At 66.9% G+C, this 17,971-nt stretch carries 19 protein-coding genes; 9 read left to right on the top strand and 10 right to left on the bottom strand.

The annotated features are described in order from the left end of the window. Positions 1-169: 169 nt before the first annotated feature. The gene (locus tag AC1DJN_RS16115; protein ID WP_442252390.1) at positions 170-1,375 is read right to left on the bottom strand and encodes an endonuclease/exonuclease/phosphatase family protein; all 1,206 of its coding nucleotides are present in this window, start codon (positions 1,373-1,375) and stop codon (positions 170-172) included. A gap of 38 nt (positions 1,376-1,413) precedes the next feature. Next, positions 1,414-2,169 carry an arginyltransferase gene (locus AC1DJN_RS16120; protein ID WP_032975961.1) on the bottom strand — a complete coding sequence of 252 codons (756 nt, stop codon included), beginning with the start codon at positions 2,167-2,169 and terminating at the stop codon, positions 1,414-1,416. A 156-nt stretch (positions 2,170-2,325) separates the two neighbouring features. Here AC1DJN_RS16120 and AC1DJN_RS16125 point away from each other — a divergent pair, with 156 nt between their 5' ends. Beyond that, entirely contained in the window at positions 2,326-2,889 is a 564-nt protein-coding gene (locus tag AC1DJN_RS16125) for an EF-hand domain-containing protein (protein WP_478039479.1), read from the top strand. 51 nt (positions 2,890-2,940) lie between these two features. Here the strand turns inward: AC1DJN_RS16125 and AC1DJN_RS16130 are convergent, their stop codons facing one another. The 4 genes from AC1DJN_RS16130 to AC1DJN_RS16145 all read right to left on the bottom strand — a co-directional run bounded on the left by AC1DJN_RS16130 (position 2,941) and on the right by AC1DJN_RS16145 (position 6,618). Continuing rightward, positions 2,941-4,158 carry an RNA polymerase sigma factor gene (locus AC1DJN_RS16130; RefSeq protein WP_478039481.1) on the bottom strand — a complete coding sequence of 406 codons (1,218 nt, stop codon included), beginning with the start codon at positions 4,156-4,158 and terminating at the stop codon, positions 2,941-2,943. 148 nt (positions 4,159-4,306) lie between these two features. Further along, positions 4,307-4,816: a pathogenicity-like protein gene (locus AC1DJN_RS16135; protein WP_442252392.1), complete on the bottom strand. Its 510-nt coding sequence runs from the start codon at positions 4,814-4,816 to the stop codon at positions 4,307-4,309. A gap of 3 nt (positions 4,817-4,819) precedes the next feature. Then, complete coding sequence (tesB, locus tag AC1DJN_RS16140) at positions 4,820-5,719, bottom strand: acyl-CoA thioesterase II (protein WP_032951563.1); 900 nt, start codon at positions 5,717-5,719, stop codon at positions 4,820-4,822. Between the two features lie 122 nt (positions 5,720-5,841). Next, positions 5,842-6,618: an enoyl-CoA hydratase/isomerase family protein gene (locus AC1DJN_RS16145; RefSeq protein ID WP_093817639.1), complete on the bottom strand. Its 777-nt coding sequence runs from the start codon at positions 6,616-6,618 to the stop codon at positions 5,842-5,844. 35 nt (positions 6,619-6,653) lie between these two features. Between AC1DJN_RS16145 and AC1DJN_RS16150 the strand changes: the two genes are divergently transcribed. Continuing rightward, entirely contained in the window at positions 6,654-7,103 is a 450-nt protein-coding gene (locus AC1DJN_RS16150) for a copper chaperone PCu(A)C (protein WP_025873857.1), read from the top strand. A 103-nt stretch (positions 7,104-7,206) separates the two neighbouring features. Here the strand turns inward: AC1DJN_RS16150 and AC1DJN_RS16155 are convergent, their stop codons facing one another. From AC1DJN_RS16155 to uvrA, 3 genes are all read right to left on the bottom strand, one after another. Beyond that, positions 7,207-7,932: an enolase gene (locus AC1DJN_RS16155; protein ID WP_080149416.1), complete on the bottom strand. Its 726-nt coding sequence runs from the start codon at positions 7,930-7,932 to the stop codon at positions 7,207-7,209. Between the two features lie 76 nt (positions 7,933-8,008). Next, a complete protein-coding gene (locus AC1DJN_RS16160) occupies positions 8,009-8,416 on the bottom strand; it encodes an acyl-CoA thioesterase (protein WP_025873855.1) in 408 nt (135 codons plus the stop codon). Then, the gene (gene uvrA / locus AC1DJN_RS16165; protein ID WP_478039483.1) at positions 8,416-11,412 is read right to left on the bottom strand and encodes an excinuclease ABC subunit UvrA; all 2,997 of its coding nucleotides are present in this window, start codon (positions 11,410-11,412) and stop codon (positions 8,416-8,418) included. The genes AC1DJN_RS16160 and uvrA overlap by 1 nt, the downstream gene beginning before the upstream one ends. A gap of 317 nt (positions 11,413-11,729) precedes the next feature. Between uvrA and rplU the strand changes: the two genes are divergently transcribed. The 4 genes from rplU to obgE are packed head-to-tail and all read left to right on the top strand — an operon-like array spanning position 11,730 to position 13,571. Beyond that, a complete protein-coding gene (gene rplU / locus AC1DJN_RS16170; RefSeq protein ID WP_004148331.1) occupies positions 11,730-12,047 on the top strand; it encodes a 50S ribosomal protein L21 in 318 nt (105 codons plus the stop codon). Between the two features lie 11 nt (positions 12,048-12,058). Further along, complete coding sequence (gene rpmA, locus AC1DJN_RS16175; protein ID WP_176021379.1) at positions 12,059-12,322, top strand: 50S ribosomal protein L27; 264 nt, start codon at positions 12,059-12,061, stop codon at positions 12,320-12,322. Between the two features lie 59 nt (positions 12,323-12,381). Beyond that, on the top strand, positions 12,382-12,519 hold the full coding sequence (locus AC1DJN_RS16180; protein ID WP_157804331.1) for a hypothetical protein: 138 nt from the start codon (positions 12,382-12,384) through the stop codon (positions 12,517-12,519). Continuing rightward, entirely contained in the window at positions 12,516-13,571 is a 1,056-nt protein-coding gene (obgE, locus tag AC1DJN_RS16185; protein WP_032975970.1) for a GTPase ObgE, read from the top strand. Before AC1DJN_RS16180 ends, obgE begins: the two co-directional genes overlap by 4 nt. A 193-nt stretch (positions 13,572-13,764) precedes the next feature. Here obgE and rpsT read toward each other — a convergent pair whose 3' ends face one another. After that, on the bottom strand, positions 13,765-14,034 hold the full coding sequence (rpsT, locus tag AC1DJN_RS16190; protein WP_025873851.1) for a 30S ribosomal protein S20: 270 nt from the start codon (positions 14,032-14,034) through the stop codon (positions 13,765-13,767). A 116-nt stretch (positions 14,035-14,150) separates the two neighbouring features. On the opposite strand from rpsT, the gene murJ reads away from it, so the two are divergent. The 3 genes from murJ to AC1DJN_RS16205 form a co-directional block, all read left to right on the top strand. Further along, the gene (gene murJ / locus AC1DJN_RS16195) at positions 14,151-15,755 is read left to right on the top strand and encodes a murein biosynthesis integral membrane protein MurJ (protein WP_032951562.1); all 1,605 of its coding nucleotides are present in this window, start codon (positions 14,151-14,153) and stop codon (positions 15,753-15,755) included. A 75-nt stretch (positions 15,756-15,830) separates the two neighbouring features. Next, positions 15,831-16,778 carry a bifunctional riboflavin kinase/FAD synthetase gene (locus tag AC1DJN_RS16200; protein ID WP_025873849.1) on the top strand — a complete coding sequence of 316 codons (948 nt, stop codon included), beginning with the start codon at positions 15,831-15,833 and terminating at the stop codon, positions 16,776-16,778. Further along, a partial coding sequence (locus tag AC1DJN_RS16205; protein ID WP_478039485.1) for a class I tRNA ligase family protein occupies positions 16,775-17,971 on the top strand: 1,197 nt, incomplete at its 3' end. The genes AC1DJN_RS16200 and AC1DJN_RS16205, both read left to right, overlap by 4 nt.

The following is a 17,971-nucleotide window of genomic DNA, read 5'->3' on the forward strand; positions in this document are numbered from 1 at the left end:
GCAGTGCGCCCGCCTTGGCCTCGGCAATCTGCGCGTTCGCCACGCGAATGCGCGCCGCCAGCACCTTGATGTCGTAGTTGCCGGACAACGCCGGGCCATGCCCGGCGGCGTCCCCTAGGGCGCGCGACGCGGCCGGAAAAGCCGCCGGGCATGGCCCGGCGCTATCGGTTTATTTCACATCCACCCATACCAGGTGGTGGTCGCTGCCATCGGCGATCTTCGCTTCGGCACTCTCATTGGCCGGCCAGAACACGCCGCTGCCGAGGTACTCGAAACCGGTCGAGGGCAGCACGTAGTCCAGGCGCATGGTGCCGGACTTCGGGCCGAAATCGCCGGTGGCATGGAACGGTGCACCCTTGCGGGTGATGCCCTTGGCCGCATAGGCCAGGCTGGTCTGCTCGGCGCCGATGCTGCGTGGGGTGGGGTAGCGCAGCACGCGGGCGTTCTCGATCAGTTCGACGATCGCCTCGTGGCGGCCATCGCCATCGACCGGATCATTGTTGAGGTCGCCAAGGATGACAAAACGCGCATCCTGGGCCAGGCCGCCGCACTGGCCCTTGTCGTCGCACAGCCACGGCTTGTCACCCTTGGACAGGTATTCCTGCCACAGGCGCAGTTCGTCATGGTTGCGCGCGGCGTTGCGCTTTTCCGGGCCATCGAACACCGGCGGCGTCGGGTGCGAGACCAGCGCGTGGACCACGCCGGCCGGGGTCTTCACCGGTACATCCCAATGCGACTTCGACGACAGCCGCAGCTGCGACCAGACGGTGTCGTTGTAGAAGCTCTTGCCGGTGCGCGGATCGACCGGGCGGATCGCGCCGGGCATCGCACTCCACTTCAGCAGCTGGAAGCTGCGCACCTTGGCTTCGTCGATCGGGTAGCGCGACAGCACCAGCATGCCGTACTGGCCCGGGTGCAGGCCGTAGCCCCAGGCGTCGTTGCCGCGACCGCGGCCTTCGCCGCCGACCACGCCGTTGTTGTCCAGGTCCAGGCCACTGGGCACGCCGGTGTTCACCGGCGCCAGGTAGCGGTAGGCGAAGTGCAGCGGCTTGCCGCCACCGGGCTGGGCCACTTCCAGGTAGCGCTTCTGGAACAGGTCGGCGGCACGATGGGCGTCATCGAAGTCGAACTCGTTCAGCAGCACCAGGTCAGGGCGCGCCTGCTGCAGTACCGCGGCGATCTTGCGCGCATGTTCGCTGTCGCCTTCCAGCTCGGCGATCAGGCCGCCGGCTTCGTCCGAATACAGCGAGGTGTTGTAGGTGGCCAGGCGCAGCGCTGCAGACGGTTTTTCGGTCATCGCGGGGGACGTGGCGAAGGCGGGAGCGGCGGTGCCACAGAGCAGGGCCAGGCCGAGAATCAGGGGTTTGGCGTTCATGGGCCATATTGTGCACCTGGCCCGGTGTCAGTGGTTTGTCAGCGTCCGTCCAGTTCGTCATCGAAATCATGCCAGCGGCGGCCATCGTAGGCCTCCAGCGGGCGATAGCGCCGCTTGTAGTCCATCTTCTGGTGCTCGCGTATCCAGTAGCCCAGGTACAGGTGGGGCAGGCCCTCGCGGCGGGCCCACTCCAGCTGCTGCAGGATCGCGAACGTGCCCAGCCCGCGCGCGGCATGGGCGGGGTCGAAGAAGGTATAGACCGCCGACAGCCCGTGCTCGGTCACATCGGTTACCGCCACGCCCAGCAGCTGGCTGGGCTGCCCGTCGTGGCCGGGCAGGCGCATTTCCATGAAGCGCGTGTGCGACCAGCTGCCGATCAGGAACTGTTCGAACTCGTGCGGGCCGTGGTCGTCCATGCCGCCCTTGGCATGACGATGCACCAGGTAGCGGTGGTACAGCTCGAACAGATCCTCGCGTGGCATGGCCGCGGTGATGCGCACTTCCAGATCGGCATTGCGGGCGGCGCAGCGGCGCTGGCTGCGATCCGGGGCGAAGCGGGCCACCGGAATGCGCACGGCGACGCAGGCGTGGCAGTTCGCACAATGCGGGCGATAGACCAGGTCGCCGCTGCGTCGGAAGCCCCAGCTCAGGGCCAGCGGGTACAGCCCGCCGAGGCGACGGTCCTGCGGGTCCAGCACCAGGTCGCGTGCAACCCGGTCCGGCCAGTACCCGCAGGGGTGCTCGCCGGTCTGGAACAGTCGCAGTTCGTCGTCTCTGTCGCCGTGTCTCGCCATGGGCACAGCATAGCTCCAGCCTGTCGCAATGGCGGCGACTGTCCGCCGGATGAATGGAATGGGCGGCTGCGTCAACCGAGGTCGTGGTCAGGCGTTGTTGTCCTCCGAGGGTGAGGTGTTCACCCCGATGCCAATCCCATTTCCAGGAGTGACCCCATGATCCGTACCCCCCTGCTGCTGGCCCTGCTGCTCGGCACCTCCGCGACCGGCATTGCCTTGGCTGCCGACACCCCGGCTGCACCGGCGCAGCGTTCGGCCAAGCTGGATACCAATGGCGACGGCGTCATCGACCGCAGCGAAGCGGCGGCCAACCCGCGCCTGGCCGCAAAGTTCGACGAGCTGGACAAGAACAAGGACGGCAAGCTCTCGCGTGATGAGCTGCCGCGCTGGAAGCATGGCCGCCACGGTGGTCGCGGCGGCGAGCGCTGGGCCAAGCTGGACACGAACAAGGATGGCCGCATCAGCCGTGACGAAGCCAAGGCCGATCCGCGCCTGGCCGAGCGTTTCGACCAGCTCGACCTCAACAAGGATGGCTACCTGGACAAGGCCGACCGCGAGCTGCGCATGAAGCAGCATCRTGACGCCTGGTTCGCCGCGGCCGATACCAACAAGGATGGCCAGCTGAGCAAGGCCGAGTTCGACGCCGCCAAGGGCCCGATGCACGGTGGCCCGCGCCACGGCGGCCCCCGTGACGCCGCCGCGCCGAAGCCGCAGCGCTGATTTTCAATGCAGTGATCGACGACAACGCCGGCGCACTGCCGGCGTTGTCCGTTACAGGCGGCCGCTGAGCGTCATCGTGTAGGCCAGGGCACCGATGACGATCAGGTTCACCGCCATCATGCCGGTCAGGCCGTACATGGATTCGTACTTCCAGTTGATCCCGTTACGCCCACGCCGGGCTGCATCACGCGCAAGCAGCGGCGCCATGATTCGCCGCAGCGTCACCAGGCACTGGTAGTTGACCACCACCAGGCCCAGTGCCAGCACCAGCAGCTGCGCCCACATCGGCGCCTGCAGCAGCACGGTGAACAGGATGGCCAGGCACCAGCCCAGGCTGGTGCCGGTGCTGAGGTTGACGAAGCGGCGGACCTGGACCTGCTCGGCACCGGTCTCTGCGTAGGACAGCAGGAAACGCCCTCCGAGATAGCTGCCGAGTGCGCCACCGACGACGCCACCGATGATCGCGGCCCAGCTTGACGCAGGCAGCATCTGCAGCTGGCCCAGCGTGGCGGTCAACGAGCCGAGCGCGGTGCCGCCGGCAGCGCTGGCGCCACCGAGGCCGAGCTTGCTGCCCCCCACGCCGACGCCGGTTCCCAGCAGGATCGCCGCGCTGGCGGTGCCGGGCGCGGCGATCATCACCATCGACACCACCGCCGTTGCGAACGCAGCACTGGGCGCGCTGCTGCGTGCGAATTCGCCGAAGCGCTGCAGCAGGCCCTCGCGCACCTGCGCACGGGCACGTGACAGGCGCTTGCGTACCGCCGCGTCGCTCAGCCCGAGCAGGTCGGCCACCTGCTGCGAATGCTGGCCCTCGCGGTAATACAACAGCAGGACTTCGCGGCTGTCGGCGGGCAGGGCAGAGATGATGTCTTCGGCAGCGATTTCCTCTTCCAGCCGCTGCAGGCGATCGGCCACGCCCGGGGTCGGATCCGCAGCCATGGTCAGCGCCACTTCGGCAGCCTCGCCGCTCAGCGGTCGGCCACGTTGTGYGCGCAGCCAGTCGCGGGCGAGGTTGCGGGTGATCTGCCGCAGCCAAGGCAGGAAGCTGCTCGCGCTGCGCAGCTGGTGCAGCTGCTGCCAGCCCTTCACGAACGCTTCCTGGGCGATGTCCTCGCTGGCCTGGCGGTCGCCGGTGATGGCCAGGGCGATGGCGGTGACCGTGTTCTGGCAGGCCAGCACGATGCGGCCATAGGCATGCTGGCATCCGCTGCTGGCGGCCGGCAGTTCGCGTTCCAGGGTTTCGTCGATGCTTGCGGCGAAGATCGTCATGGCGGCGGGCTCCTGCAGGGATTGTGTCCCATGACGGAGCCGCGCGCCGAATGTGACCGGTTCGCGTCCCGGTAGCGCCGGGCCATGCCCGGCGGCGTTTCTGTCAGGCCGCTGCGCTCGCCGGGCATGGCCCGGCACTACCTGCGCGTTACGTGGACGGCTGGATGCGGACCCGCACTTCCTCTTCTGCCGGCGGTGCCGGCGCGGTCGGCTGTGCTTGCTGCGGCTGTGCCTGCGGGGTGGGCACCGGCGCGGTTGGGGCAGGGGCACCGCGATGGCGCAGGCCGATCACCAGCGCCACCCCGGCGATCACCACCAGCAGGGCAATGCGGATGCGCCAGGCCCAGCCACGACCACCGGCACTTTCCTGCACATCATCGCGGAAGGCGAATTCGGCGGTCGGGTGGTCACGACGGGTGGTGTCGAGCAGGCGGGCGTCGCGCAGGATTTCGCGCGCACGCGGCTGGTCGTCGGCGCGCACGACCCACACCGCAGGGTAGGCGCCTGCATTGCCCAGGTCGGTATAGCTGAACTGACCCCGGCGACGGGTCTTGTACGAGCGTCCGTTGGTGACCTTCACCTGGATGTCGTGGCTGCGCAGGAGCTCGGCCACGCCTTCCACGGTTTCCACGCGCTGGCTGCTGAAAATCTGACGCATCGGTCAATCCTTGGCCGGCACGGCGGCCGCTGCTGCCTGGTCCGGAACCACGCGGATCAAGCCTTCCTGGGCGGTGCTGGCAACCAGCACGCCATCACGGGTGAAGAACTGGCCACGGGCCAGGCCGCGCGAATCCTGCGCACTGGGGCTGTCCAGCGAGTACAGCAGCCAATCGTCGGCGCGGAACGGGCGGTGGAACCAGATCGCGTGGTCCAGCGAGGCCATCTGCACGTGCGGATGGTAGTAGCTGATGCCGTGCGGGAAGGTCGCCGTGCCCAGCAGGTGGAAGTCCGACGCGTAGGCCAGCAGTGCCTGGTGCAGCTCGGGAGCATCGCCCACGCGCTCGCTCAGGCGCAGCCAGACCTGGTGGTAGGGCGGGCGCTTGGGCGGGTTCAGTTCATCGCGGGGATACACATGGCGGAACTCGAACGGACCGCCGCGCGAGAGCCAGCGCTGCACCTTGATCGGCAAGCGCTCAAGCACCTCCGCCGGCAACGGCCGGTTCGGTTCGATGTCTTCCGGTTGCGGCACTTCGGGCATCTTGTGCTGGTGCTCGGCACCGGATTCGGCCTGCTGGAACGAGGCCGCGCAGAAGAAGATCACCTTGCCATGCTGGATGGCGGTCACCCGGCGCACCGAGAAGCTGCCACCGTCGCGGGTACGGTCGACGTCGTAGACGATCGGATGGTCGATGTTGCCGGCGCGGAGGAAATAGGCGTGCAGCGAGTGCACATGGCGACCATTGTCGACCGTGGCCTGCGCGGCCGCCAGGGCCTGGCCCAGCACCTGCCCGCCGAACACGTACTTGGTACCGATGTCGCGGCTCTGGCCGCGGAACAGGTTGTCCTCCAGCCGCTCCAGGGTGAGCAGATCGATCAGCTCGGAGACGACGGGTTCGGGCATGTCGTTCAAGGGGGCGGCCACAGCGATGAAAGAGGGGTCGATTATACCGGTGTAGGCCGGATGCCCCATCTTCGGTAGTGCCGGCCGCTGGCCGGCATCCGCAGGCGTCCCGGAAGGATCGCTTACTTGCCGAGACGCGCCACCAGTGCCTGCAGTGCGTTCTGCGCATCCGGGGCGAACCAGGCCTCGACGAAGCGGTCGAGCTGGATCAGGTCCGGATGCAGGGCGTCGTGCAGCTCGGCGCGGGCAATGGCACGGGTCAGCAGCATCGGCTGCCGCGGCTGCTTCAGCAGGTCCTGCAGCCAGGCCACCGCACGGGCCGCCACCAGTTCGCCATCCACCAGTTCGTCGACCAGGCCGATCTGCAGCGCCTGTTCGGCCGGTACCAGCGCGCCGGTGGCCAGCAGCACGCTGGAGCGGTGCGCGCCCACCGCACGGCGCAACAGGCGCTGGATGCCTTCCGGTGCGATCAGGCCGACCTGCACTTCGTTCAGGCCGATGGCATACGGGCGCGCCGGATCGGCACTGCGTGCCATCACCCGGTAGTCGCAGCACAGGGCCAGCACGCAGCCGCCCGCCGGTGCATGGCCGGTGATCGCCGCAACCACCGGGATGCGGCTCTCGGCCAGCGTGCGTACCGCGCCGAAGAACGCGTTCCAGGTGTCCAGCAGCTTGTGCTTGTCATCACCATGCGAGAGCAGGTGCGGCACGTCCATGCCGCCGGTGAAGATGCGCTCGCTGCCGGACAGCACGATGCCGTGCGCGTCCTCGGCCATCGCCAGTTCGATGGCATGGATCAACTGCCGGCACAGCTCGGTGTCCAGTGCATTGACCGGCGGCCGCGCCAGCCGCAGTTCGCGGATGGGGCCATGGTTGATCACCTCGATGAGCGTCGTCATGCTGCGGGTCTCGTTGCGAAGAAGGAACCTGGGCGATGATAACCAAACCATTCGTTGGCGTACTGTTGATGATGTGTGCGGGCGCAGCATCGGCGGCGGCCGCGGTGCCGGAGTGCGTCACCGTCTCGCAGGGCTGGGTACGTCTGCCGCCCAGCCCGACGGCGACGCCCATGACTGCCGGCTATGGCGTGATCCGCAACGGCTGCTCCACCGCGGTGACCATCATCGGTGCGCGCAGTGCGAGTTTCGGTGATGTGTCGTTGCACGAGACCCGGATCGTCGACGGGGTCAGCCGCATGCGTGCTGTCGAGCGCCTGCCATTGGCGCCGGGCGAACGTGCCGTGCTCAAGCCCGGCGGCCTGCACCTGATGTTGATGGACGGCAGGCGCGTATTGGAGGAGGGGCAGCCCGTGTGGCTGCAGGTGCAACTGGAGGGGGGCACCGAAGTCAGCACGGCCCTGATAGTGCGCAAGGCCGCGCCGTAACGCGGCGCTCGTTCCGCCGGGCATGGCCCGGCGAGCGCGCAGCGCGGTGGGGCTTAATCGGTAGCGCCGGGCCATGCCCGGCGAGCGCACAGCGCGGTGGGGCTTACGACCAGTCGTACGAGAACAGCACCGTGCGGCTTTCCGGCTCGTACAGCATCACGATCGCATCGGCACCGGTTGCACACCAGTTGTAGCCGGCCACTTCGGCCACGGCGAAGAACTTGTGGCCATCGCGGGTGATGATCGCGCGCTCGGCATCGTCCGGCGCATGCCGGTCGTCGGCAGCCTCGGTGAACGCCAGCGCGAAGGCGGCCGGAATCTCCGCGGTTTCGATCCAGTTGCCGGTCGAGATCTGCCCGCCCAGCACATCGAGGTACGCCTGCTCGCCGGGCTCGCCGTCGCCATAGCGCGAATAGCTGGCCAGGCGTCCATGCTGCTGGAAGTACGCACGTGCCTTGCTGTAGCTCTCACGCATCTCAGCGATGTGCTTCAGCGCGTGCTTGTCCTGCACCTGGTCGCCGATGAAGTAGCCCTCCTCACCGAGGAAACGCATGCGGTTGTCGGCGGTCAGTGCAAAGGCGATCCAGTTGGTGCCGGTTAACGCGTTGTGGTGCTCTTCGGTGGTTTCACCAATACAGCCGTCGTAGGGCTCGATCGGGCACAGCATCGTGGCCACGCTGCCGGCCAGTTCCGGGCGCAGCACGCCGAGGTCGATTTTCAGCAGCGGCAACAGGTGCTGGCCAAGCCAAGCCTGGTCATCGGGGAATACGTCGGCGGGGAAGGGGACCATGCCGGGCAGCAGGTCGCGCAGTTCAGTCTGGTGGATCATGTCAGTCCTTTGATTGGAACGGTCGCGCCGGGCCATGCCCGGCGGGGAGAGTGCCGGCCAGCGGCCGGCACTACCTTCAGGTGGATGCGCTGCGGATCGCGTCCGGCAGCGGCGCGCTCTTGCCGGTCTGCGTGTCCATCCAGACCACCACCACGTTGCCGTCCGAATACAGCTTCGACTCGTCCTGCTGGTCGACGATGCGATGACCGATGGTCACGCTGCTGTTGCCCAGGCGCTCGACGAACAGCTCAACCAGGATGTCGTTGGGCCACACGATCGGCAACCGGTAGTTGACGTTGGTGGCGGCCACCACCGGTGCGATGCGGTCGGTCATCGACACGCCTTCCACGCCCAGCATCCAGCGCACGCGCGCCTCTTCCAGGTAGGAGATGTACTTGGCGTTGTTGACGTGGCCCATGCTGTCCATGTCACGCCAGCGCACGCTGATCGGAATGCGGGCCAGGATCTTGTGTTCGCTGCTCATCAGGCGTCCTTCTTCTTCTTGGTGCCGGCCGTGGCGGTCTTGCTGGCCTTGCCGGTGCTCTTGGCGGCGGCTGCCTTCTTCGCCGGCTTCTCGGGCTTCACCTTGCGCGGCGGGCGCGCATCGGGCTTGTTGGCCACGGCGGCGGGCTGGTCCGGTCGCGCGCTGGTGGACGGCAGCATCCGGGCGAGGAACTGCCCGGTATACGAATCCGGGCATGCGGCCACGTCTTCCGGCGTGCCGGTCACCAGGATGGTGCCGCCGCGATGACCGCCTTCCGGACCCAGGTCGACGATCCAGTCCGCGGTCTTGATGACGTCCAGGTTGTGCTCGATCACCACCACCGTGTTGCCCTCGTCGCGCAGCTTGTGCAGCACGCCGAGCAGCGCCTCGATGTCGTGGAAGTGCAGGCCGGTGGTCGGCTCGTCGAGGATGTACAGGGTGCGGCCGGTATCGCGGCGCGACAGTTCCTTGGACAGCTTCACGCGCTGCGCTTCACCACCGGACAGCGTGGTCGCGCTCTGCCCCAGCTTGATGTAGCTCAGGCCGACATCAACCAGGGTCTCCAGTTTGCGGGCGATGGACGGGACCGGTTCGAACAGCTTCAGTGCATCTTCGACGGTCATTTCCAGCACGTCGTTGATGTTGAAGCCCTTGTACAGGATCTCCAGCGTYTCGCGGTTGTAGCGCTTGCCRTGGCAGACGTCGCAGGGCACGTACACGTCGGGCAGGAAGTGCATCTCGACCTTGATCAGGCCATCGCCCTGGCAGGCCTCGCAGCGGCCGCCACGCACGTTGAAACTGAAGCGTCCCGGCGAATAGCCGCGCGCACGCGATTCGGGCACCTGTGCGAACAGCTCGCGCAGCGGAGTGAACAAGCCGGTRTAGGTGGCCGGGTTCGAGCGCGGGGTGCGGCCGATCGGCGACTGGTCGATGTCCACCACCTTGTCGAACAGGTCCAGGCCATCGATCTCCTTGTACGGCGCGATCGGGTGCGAGGCGCCGTTGATCTCGTTGGCAGCCAGCGAGAACAGGGTGTCGTTGATCAGSGTTGACTTGCCCGAGCCGGACACMCCGGTCACGCAGGTCAGCAGCCCTGCCGGGATGGCCAGGTCCACGCCTTTCAGGTTGTTGCCGGTGGCGCCACGCAGATGCAGCGTCATCTTCGGGTTCGGCTTGTGCCGGCGCGCCGGGATCTTGATCGCGCGCTTGCCCGACAGGTACTGGCCGGTCAGCGAACGCGGCGCATCCAGGAGGTCCTGCAGGCTGCCCTGGCCGACGATCTCACCGCCGTGCACGCCCGCACCCGGACCGATGTCCAGCACGTAGTCGGCCAGGCGGATCGCATCTTCGTCGTGCTCGACCACGATCACCGTGTTGCCAAGGTCGCGCAGGCGGGTGAGGGTGCCCAGCAGGCGCTCGTTGTCGCGCTGGTGCAGGCCGATSGASGGCTCRTCGAGSACGTACAKCACGCCSACCAGRCCRGMACCGATCTGGSTGGCCAGGCGGATGCGCTGKGCCTCGCCRCCGGACAGGGTGTCGGCCTTGCGCTCCAGGGTCAGGTAATCCAGGCCGACGTCGACCAGGAAGCCGAGGCGTTCGCCGATCTCCTTGACGATCTTCGCGGCGATCTCGCCACGCCAGCCCGGCAGGCTCAGTTCACTGAAGAACTTCAGGGCTTCATCGATCGGCAGCACCACCAGTTCCGGCAGCGGGCGGTCGGCCACGAACACGTTGCGTGCGGCCTTGTTCAGGCGCGCGCCGTTGCACTCGGGGCAGGCATGTTCGCTGATGTACTTGCCCAGCTCTTCCTGCACCGCCGCCGATTCGGTTTCCTTGTAGCGGCGTTCGAGGTTGGGAATGATGCCTTCGAAGCGGTGCTTGCGCTGGGTGCGGCCACCGGCCTCGGTGAAGTAGGTGAAGGTGATCGCATCCTCGCCGCTGCCGTACAGCACGGCCTGCTGCACCTTTGCCGGCAGCGAGTTCCACGCCGCGTCGGTGTCGAACTTGTAGTGCTTGGCCAGCGAGGCGATCAGCTGGAAGTAATAGGCATTGCGGCGATCCCAACCACGCACGGCACCGGCCGCCAGCGACAGCTCCGGATGCACCACCACGCGCGAGGGGTCGAAGAACTCGGCCATACCCAGCCCGTCGCAGCCGGGGCAGGCGCCCATCGGTGCGTTGAACGAAAACAGGCGCGGCTCCAGTTCCGGCAGCGAGTAGTCGCAGACCGGGCAGGAATACTTGGACGAGAACAGGGTAGGGGTTGCAGCGGCATCGTCCAGCGACTGCACCGACGCCATGCCATCACCCAGCTTCAGGGCGGTTTCGAAGCTCTCGGCCAGGCGCTGCTTGATGTCTTCGCGCGGGCGGAAGCGATCGATCACCGCTTCGATGGTGTGCTTCTGGCGCAGCGCCAGCGGCGGCACCGCGTCGATTTCGTACAGTTCGCCATCCACGCGTACACGCACGAAGCCCTGTGCGCGCAGCTGGTCGAACACCTGCGCGTGCTCGCCCTTGCGGTCGCGGATCACCGGCGCCAGCAGCATGTAGCGCTGTTCCGGGTCCAGCGTCAGCATATGGTCGACCATCTGGCTGACCGTCTGCGCTTCCAGCGGATAGCCGTGGTCGGGGCAACGCGGCGTGCCGACGCGTGCATACAACAGGCGCAGGTAGTCGTAGATCTCGGTGATGGTGCCGACCGTCGAGCGCGGGTTGTGCGAGGTCGACTTCTGCTCGATCGAGATCGCCGGCGACAGGCCTTCGATATGGTCCAGGTCCGGCTTTTCCATCACGCTCAGGAACTGCCGCGCGTACGCCGACAGGGACTCGACGTAACGCCGCTGACCCTCGGCATAGATGGTGTCGAACGCCAGCGACGACTTGCCCGAGCCGGACAGGCCGGTGATCACGATCAGTTTGTCGCGGGGCAGGTCGAGGTCGATGTTCTTGAGGTTGTGCGTCCGCGCGCCGCGGATGCGGATGAAATCCATCGCCATGGGGAATCCGGTTGTGGGGGCGTGGCTGGGCCGCCGGGCCAGCGATAGGGCGGCAATCGGTCAGCCTACCGAGGTGACCAGATGGGGGCAATGGGCGACAATGCCAGCCCGGTGTCTCACCCGGTGAGACCGCCTGTCAGGCAGGGGTCAGATCCCTTTTCGCCGTGTGAAAAGGGATCCGACCCCTGCCTGGGGGCCCCCGGGCCGTTCAGGGGGTTGACTTGACCCGTCCGGGCCCCTCTGCGTACAATCCCGCTCCTGTCCGCCCTCGACGGCGGCAGTCCATAGACCACAATAACTACAGAGGAAGTCTGGTCATGTACGCAGTACTGGTCACCGGCGGTAAGCAATACCGCGTGGCGCAGGGCGAAAAGCTCCGCATTGAAAAGCTCGAAGTCGAAGTCGGCAGCGAGATCAAGTTCGACAACATCCTGCTGCTCGGCGACAGCGATGGCATCAAGATCGGCGACGCCCTGAGCGGCGCTGCGGTCACCGCCACCGTCCTGTCCCAGGGTCGTGCTGACAAGGTCCGGATCATCAAGTTCCGTCGCCGTAAGCACCACATGAAGCGCCAGGGTCACCGTCAGTACTACACCGAAATCGAGATCACCGGCATTGCCGGTGGCAGCAAGTAAGGAGATAGGTCATGGCACATAAAAAAGGCGTAGGCTCTTCGCGCAACGGTCGCGACTCCAACCCGAAGTACCTCGGCGTCAAGATCTTCGGCGGCCAGGCCATCGAAGCAGGCAACATCATCGTGCGTCAGCGCGGCACCCAGTTCCACCCGGGTGCCGGCGTCGGCCTCGGCCGTGACCACACCCTGTTCGCCCTGACGGACGGCAAGGTGGAGTTCACCGTGAAGGGCCCGAAGAAGCGTCGCACCGTCAGCGTCGTCTCGGTCGAAGCCTGATAAGGCTGCGTCCGGCGCCCATGCCTCGGCATGGCCGTGCTGGATGAAGAGCTCGCTGCATGAAGAGCCCCGCTTCGGCGGGGCTTTTCGTTGGAATCAATGGTAAAACGGGCATCGCCCGGTTGTCGGCCAGCGGCCGGCACTACATCAAGGTGGCGGCGTGCATGCCGCGCCCATCGCAGGCATCGAAACAATGAAACTGGTAGACGAAGCAGAAATCGAAGTGTTCGCCGGCAACGGCGGCAACGGCTGCATTGGCTTCCGTCGCGAGAAGTTCATTCCGCTCGGCGGCCCGGACGGCGGCGACGGCGGTGCGGGCGGCAGCGTGTGGATCCGCGCCGACGAAAACCTGAACACCCTGGTCGACTTCCGCCATGACCGCATCTTCAAGGCGCAGCGCGGCGAGAACGGCATGGGCCGCCAGGCCTATGGCAAGGGTGGCGAAGACCTGGTCATCACCGTGCCGGTCGGCACCGTGATCATCAACGTGGCCACCGATGAAATCATCGGCGACCTGACCCAGCATGGCGACCGCCTGCTGGTGGCCAAGGGCGGCCGCGGCGGCCTCGGCAACATGCATTTCAAGAGCTCCACCAACCGCTCGCCGCGCCAGGCGCTGCCGGGTGAGCCGGGTGAGGAGCGCACGCTGAAGTTGGAGCTGAAGCTGCTGGCCGACGTCGGCCTGCTGGGCTTCCCCAATGCCGGCAAGAGCACCCTGATCCGCGCCGTCTCGGCGGCGACGCCGAAGGTGGCCGATTACCCGTTCACCACGCTGTACCCGAACCTGGGTGTGGTGAAGGTGGAAAACTACCGCAGCTTCGTGATCGCCGATATTCCGGGCCTGATCGAAGGTGCTGCCGACGGTGCCGGCCTGGGCGCGCAGTTCCTGCGCCACCTGCAGCGCACCCGCCTGCTGCTGCATCTCGTCGACATTTCGCCGATGGAAGGTGGTGTGGAAGGTGTGTCGCCGGTCGAGCAGGTGCGTGCCATCGAGCGCGAACTGGAAAAGCACGATCCGGAGCTGCTGGCCAAGCCGCGCTGGCTGGTGCTGAACAAGGCCGACCTGATGTTCGAGGACGAGGCCAAGGCCGCTGCCGAGAAGATCGTCGCCGAGCTGGGCTGGAAGGAGCCGTGGTTCCTGGTGTCCGCACTGGGTCGCGAAGGCACCTTCCCGATCATGAGCCGGATCATGGCGTTCTTCGATCGCCAGAAGGAAGACGAGCTCGAGGCGGCACGCAACGCGCAGTAATGCCGTTGTGGTTCCCGCGAAAAACCCGGCTTCGGCCGGGTTTTTTTGTACGTGGGTAGTGCCGGCCGCTGGCCGGCAATCCACCGAGGTTGCCGGCCGGCGGCCGGCACTACCAGATTGCAGGCAACAAAAAACCCGGCCGAGGCCGGGCTTTTGCGTGCTGCCGGAGCCGGGGCTCCAGCAACCAACCGGATCAGGCGGCCTGGAGGGCCTTGATGCGGTCGTTCAGGCGGCTCTTGTGGCGAGCAGCCTTGTTCTTGTGGATCAGGCCACGCGCGCTGAAACGATCCAGGATCGGCTGGGCAACGGCGAAGGCGGCTTGAGCGCCGGCGGCATCGTTGGCGTCCAGCGCCTTGATCACTTTCTTGACAGCGGTGCGCAGCATCGAGCGCTGAGCCACGTTGCGCGCGTTGCGCACGACGGTCTGCTTGGCGCGCTTCTTGGCGGACTTGATATTGGCCACGGTGGTGGTTTCCTGAAAAATCGGTGTTATGGGAACAGCAAGCTAGCTAGTATGATGGCGTAAGAAATGTACGTCAAGTCGATTGTCAAGAGGGACGTTGAGTGAGTTCACCCAAGATGTTGCGGGGCCTGCTGTCGTTCAGCAGCATGACCATGGTCTCGCGGGTTCTCGGCCTGGTCCGGGACCAGGTAGTGACCTCGACCTTCGGCACCAACGCCATCACCGATGCTTTCTGGGTCGCCTTCAGGATACCCAATTTCCTGCGCCGGCTGTTCGCCGAGGGTTCCTTTGCCACCGCATTCGTGCCGGTGTTCACCGAGGTGAAGGAAACCCGCAGCCACGCCGAGCTGCGTGAACTGATGGCCCGCACCGCCGGCACCCTGGGCGGCGTGCTGATGCTGGTCACCGCGCTGGCGCTGATCTTCGCGCCGCAGCTGGCGTCGGTCTTCTCCAGTGGGGTGGACACCGACCCGGCCAAGCAGGGCCTGCTGATAGACCTGTTCCGCCTGACCTTCCCGTTCCTGCTGTTCGTCTCGCTGACCGCCCTGGCCGGCGGTGCGCTGAACAGTTTCCAGCGCTTCGCGATGCCGGCGCTGACGCCGGTCATCCTCAACCTGTGCATGATCGCCGGCGCGCTGTGGCTGGCGCCGCGGTTGGGTGGCACACCGGAAAAGCAGATCCTCGCCCTCGGCTGGGCGGTGCTGGCCGCCGGCCTGCTGCAGCTGCTGTTCCAGCTGCCTTCGTTGAAGGGCATCGACCTGCTGACCCTGCCGCGCTGGGGCTGGAACCATCCGGGCGTGCGCAAGGTGATGACGCTGATGGTGCCGACCCTGTTCGGCTCGTCGGTGGCGCAGATCAACCTGCTGCTGGACACCGTCATCGCCGCCAAGCTGACCGATGGCTCGCAGTCCTGGCTGTCGCTGGCCGATCGCTTCCTGGAACTGCCGCTGGGCGTGTTCGGCGTGGCCCTGGGCACGGTGATCCTGCCGGCGCTGGCCCGGCACCACGTCAGCACCGACCGCGAAGGCTTCTCGCGCTCGCTGGACTGGGGCCTGCGCATGACCCTGCTGATCTCGGTGCCGGCCATGCTGGGCCTGCTGCTGCTGGCCGAACCGCTGATCTCCACGATCTTCCAGCACGGCCAGTTCACCGCCTTCGACACCCGCATGACGGCGCTGTCGGTGTACGGCCTGAGCTTCGGCCTGCCGGCGTTCGCGCTGCTGAAGGTGGTGCTGCCGGCGTTCTACGCGCGCCAGGACACCAGGACGCCGGTGCGCGCCGGCGTCGCCGCGCTGGTGGCCAACATGGTGTTCAACTTCGCCCTGCTGGCGGTGCTGTAYCAGGTGATGGTGCCCGACGAGCTGAAGGCGCAGGGGGTGATGGCGGCGCTGGGCAAGCAGCCCGGCCTGCACCTGGCGCTGGGCATCGCCAGCGCGCTGTCCAGTTACCTGAACCTGGGGCTGCTCTGGTACTGGCTGGGCAAGACCGATGTCTACCAGCGGCGTCCGGGCTGGGGTGGCTACCTGCTGCGCCTGCTGCTGGCGTGCACGGCGATGGTCGGCGTGCTGCTGGCCCTGCTGTACTGGCTGCCGGGCTTCTCGTCGATGGGCGTGTGGGAACGGATCGGCGCGCTCGGCCTGCTGGTCGGCGGTGGCGGGCTGACCTATCTGCTTGCGATGGTGGCGATGGGCTTCCGTCCGCGCGACCTGCGTGGGCATTGATCGTGGCTCCCGGCGGCTATACTTCAGGGTTACACCATTGAAGGGGCGGGCTTCGGCCGGCCGGAACGAGAGTTGATGAGCAGGCTGTTCAGAAGCGTCGAGGGCGGGGAGCTGTTCCCCAACGGAAGCGTGGTCTGCATCGGTGCATTCGACGGCCTCCACCTGGGCCATCGTGCGCTGGTGCGGCACGCGGTCGCGCGTGCGCGCGCCTTGGGTGTGGCTGCGGTGGCGGTGGCCTTCGAGCCCTTGCCGCGTGAGTTCTTCGCCCAGGGTACGCCGCCGCCGCGGTTGACCCTGGCACGCAGCAAGGTCGAGATCCTGCACGAACTGGGCGTTGATGCGATCGGCCTGCTGCGCTTCGACGCGGCGATGGCGGCGATGCCCGCCGAAACCTTCGTGCGCCAGCTGCTGGCGCAGCGCCTGAACGCCCGCGAGGTGTGGATCGGGCCGGAGTTCTGTTTCGGCAACCGTCGCCGTGGCGATCTGGCCCTGCTGCAGGCGCTGGGCGCCGAGCTCGGTTTCAGCGCCGGCGAGATTGAAGCGGTCGACCTGCATGGTGACCGCATCTCCAGCACCCGTATCCGCCAGCTGCTGCAGGAAGGCGACTTCGCCCGCGTCGGCGACCTGCTCGGTCGCCCGTACTCGATCAGCGGGCGGGTCGTGCGCGGGCGCCAGCTCGGCCGTACGCTGGGCTTCCCCACCGCCAACCTGCGTTTCCCGAAGACCCCGGCACTGTCGGGCATCTACGCGACCTGGGTGCACGGGGTGTTCGACCAGCCGTGGCCGTCGGTGTCCAGTTTCGGTACCCGGCCGACCGTGGACGGCGTGGAGCCGCTGCTGGAGGCGCACCTGTTTGATTTCCAGGGCGACCTGTACGGGCGTCACATCGAAGTCGAATTCGTTGCCAAACTGCGTGACGAAGAGAAATTCAACGATCTGGCGGCGCTGACCGACCAGATGCACCGCGACGCCGAACAGGCGCGTGCCATCCTTTCCGAACATAGATTGCGAGCCACTGCGTGAGCCAGGACTACAAGACCACCCTCAACCTGCCGGCCACCGAATTCCCGATGCGCGGCGACCTGCCCAAGCGCGAGCCGGGCATTCTGGCGCGCTGGGAAGAGCAGGGGCTCTACCAGCAGCTGCGCGACAACGCCGCCGGCCGCCCGCTGTTCGTGCTGCATGACGGCCCGCCGTACGCCAATGCGCGCATCCACCTGGGCCATGCGGTCAACAAGATCCTCAAGGACATCATCGTCAAGTCGCGCTACCTGGCCGGCTTCGATGCGCCCTATGTGCCGGGCTGGGACTGCCATGGCCTGCCGATCGAAATCGCGGTGGAAAAGAAGTGGGGCAAGGTCGGGGTGAAGCTCGATGCGGTCGCGTTCCGGCAGAAGTGCCGCGAGTTCGCCGAGGAGCAGATCGACATCCAGCGCGCCGACTTCAAGCGCCTGGGCGTCACCGGCGACTGGGACAACCCGTACAAGACCCTGAGCTTCGATTTCGAGGCCAACGAGATCCGCGCGCTGTCCAAGGTCATCGCCAACGGCCACCTGCTGCGCGGCGCCAAGCCGGTGTACTGGTGCTTCGATTGCGGTTCGGCGTTGGCCGAGGCCGAGATCGAATACCAGGAAAAGACCTCGCCGGCGATCGACGTGGCCTACACCGCGCGCGATGCGCAGGCCGTGGCGCAGGCGTTCGGCGTAAGCGTGCCGGCCGACGTGGAAGTGGCCGTGCCGATCTGGACCACCACCCCGTGGACGCTGCCGGCCTCGCTGGCGGTATCGCTGGGCGCGGACATCCGCTACGTGCTGGCCGAAGGCCCGGCGCACAACGGCAAGCGCCGTTGGCTGGTGCTGGCCGCTGCACTGGCCGAGCGCTCGCTGCAGCGCTACGGCGTGGACGCGGTGGTGCTGCACGGTGAGGCCGAAGGTTCGGCGCTGGAAAACCAGCTGCTGATCCATCCGTTCTACCCGGAGCGCGAGATCCTCGTGCTCAACGGCGAACACGTGTCCGACGAGGACGGTACCGGTGCGGTGCATACCGCCCCCGGCCACGGCCAGGAAGACTACGTGGTCAGCCAGAAGTACGGCCTGCTGGACAAGTACAACGCCGGCCAGGTGACCCCGGTTGACGGCCGTGGCGTCTACCTGGAATCGACGCCGCCGGCAGGCGAGGTGGTGCTGGCGGGCCAGCACCTGTGGAAGGCGCAGGAG

It is taken from the genome of Stenotrophomonas sp. 05L414_2, from assembly GCF_056397905.1.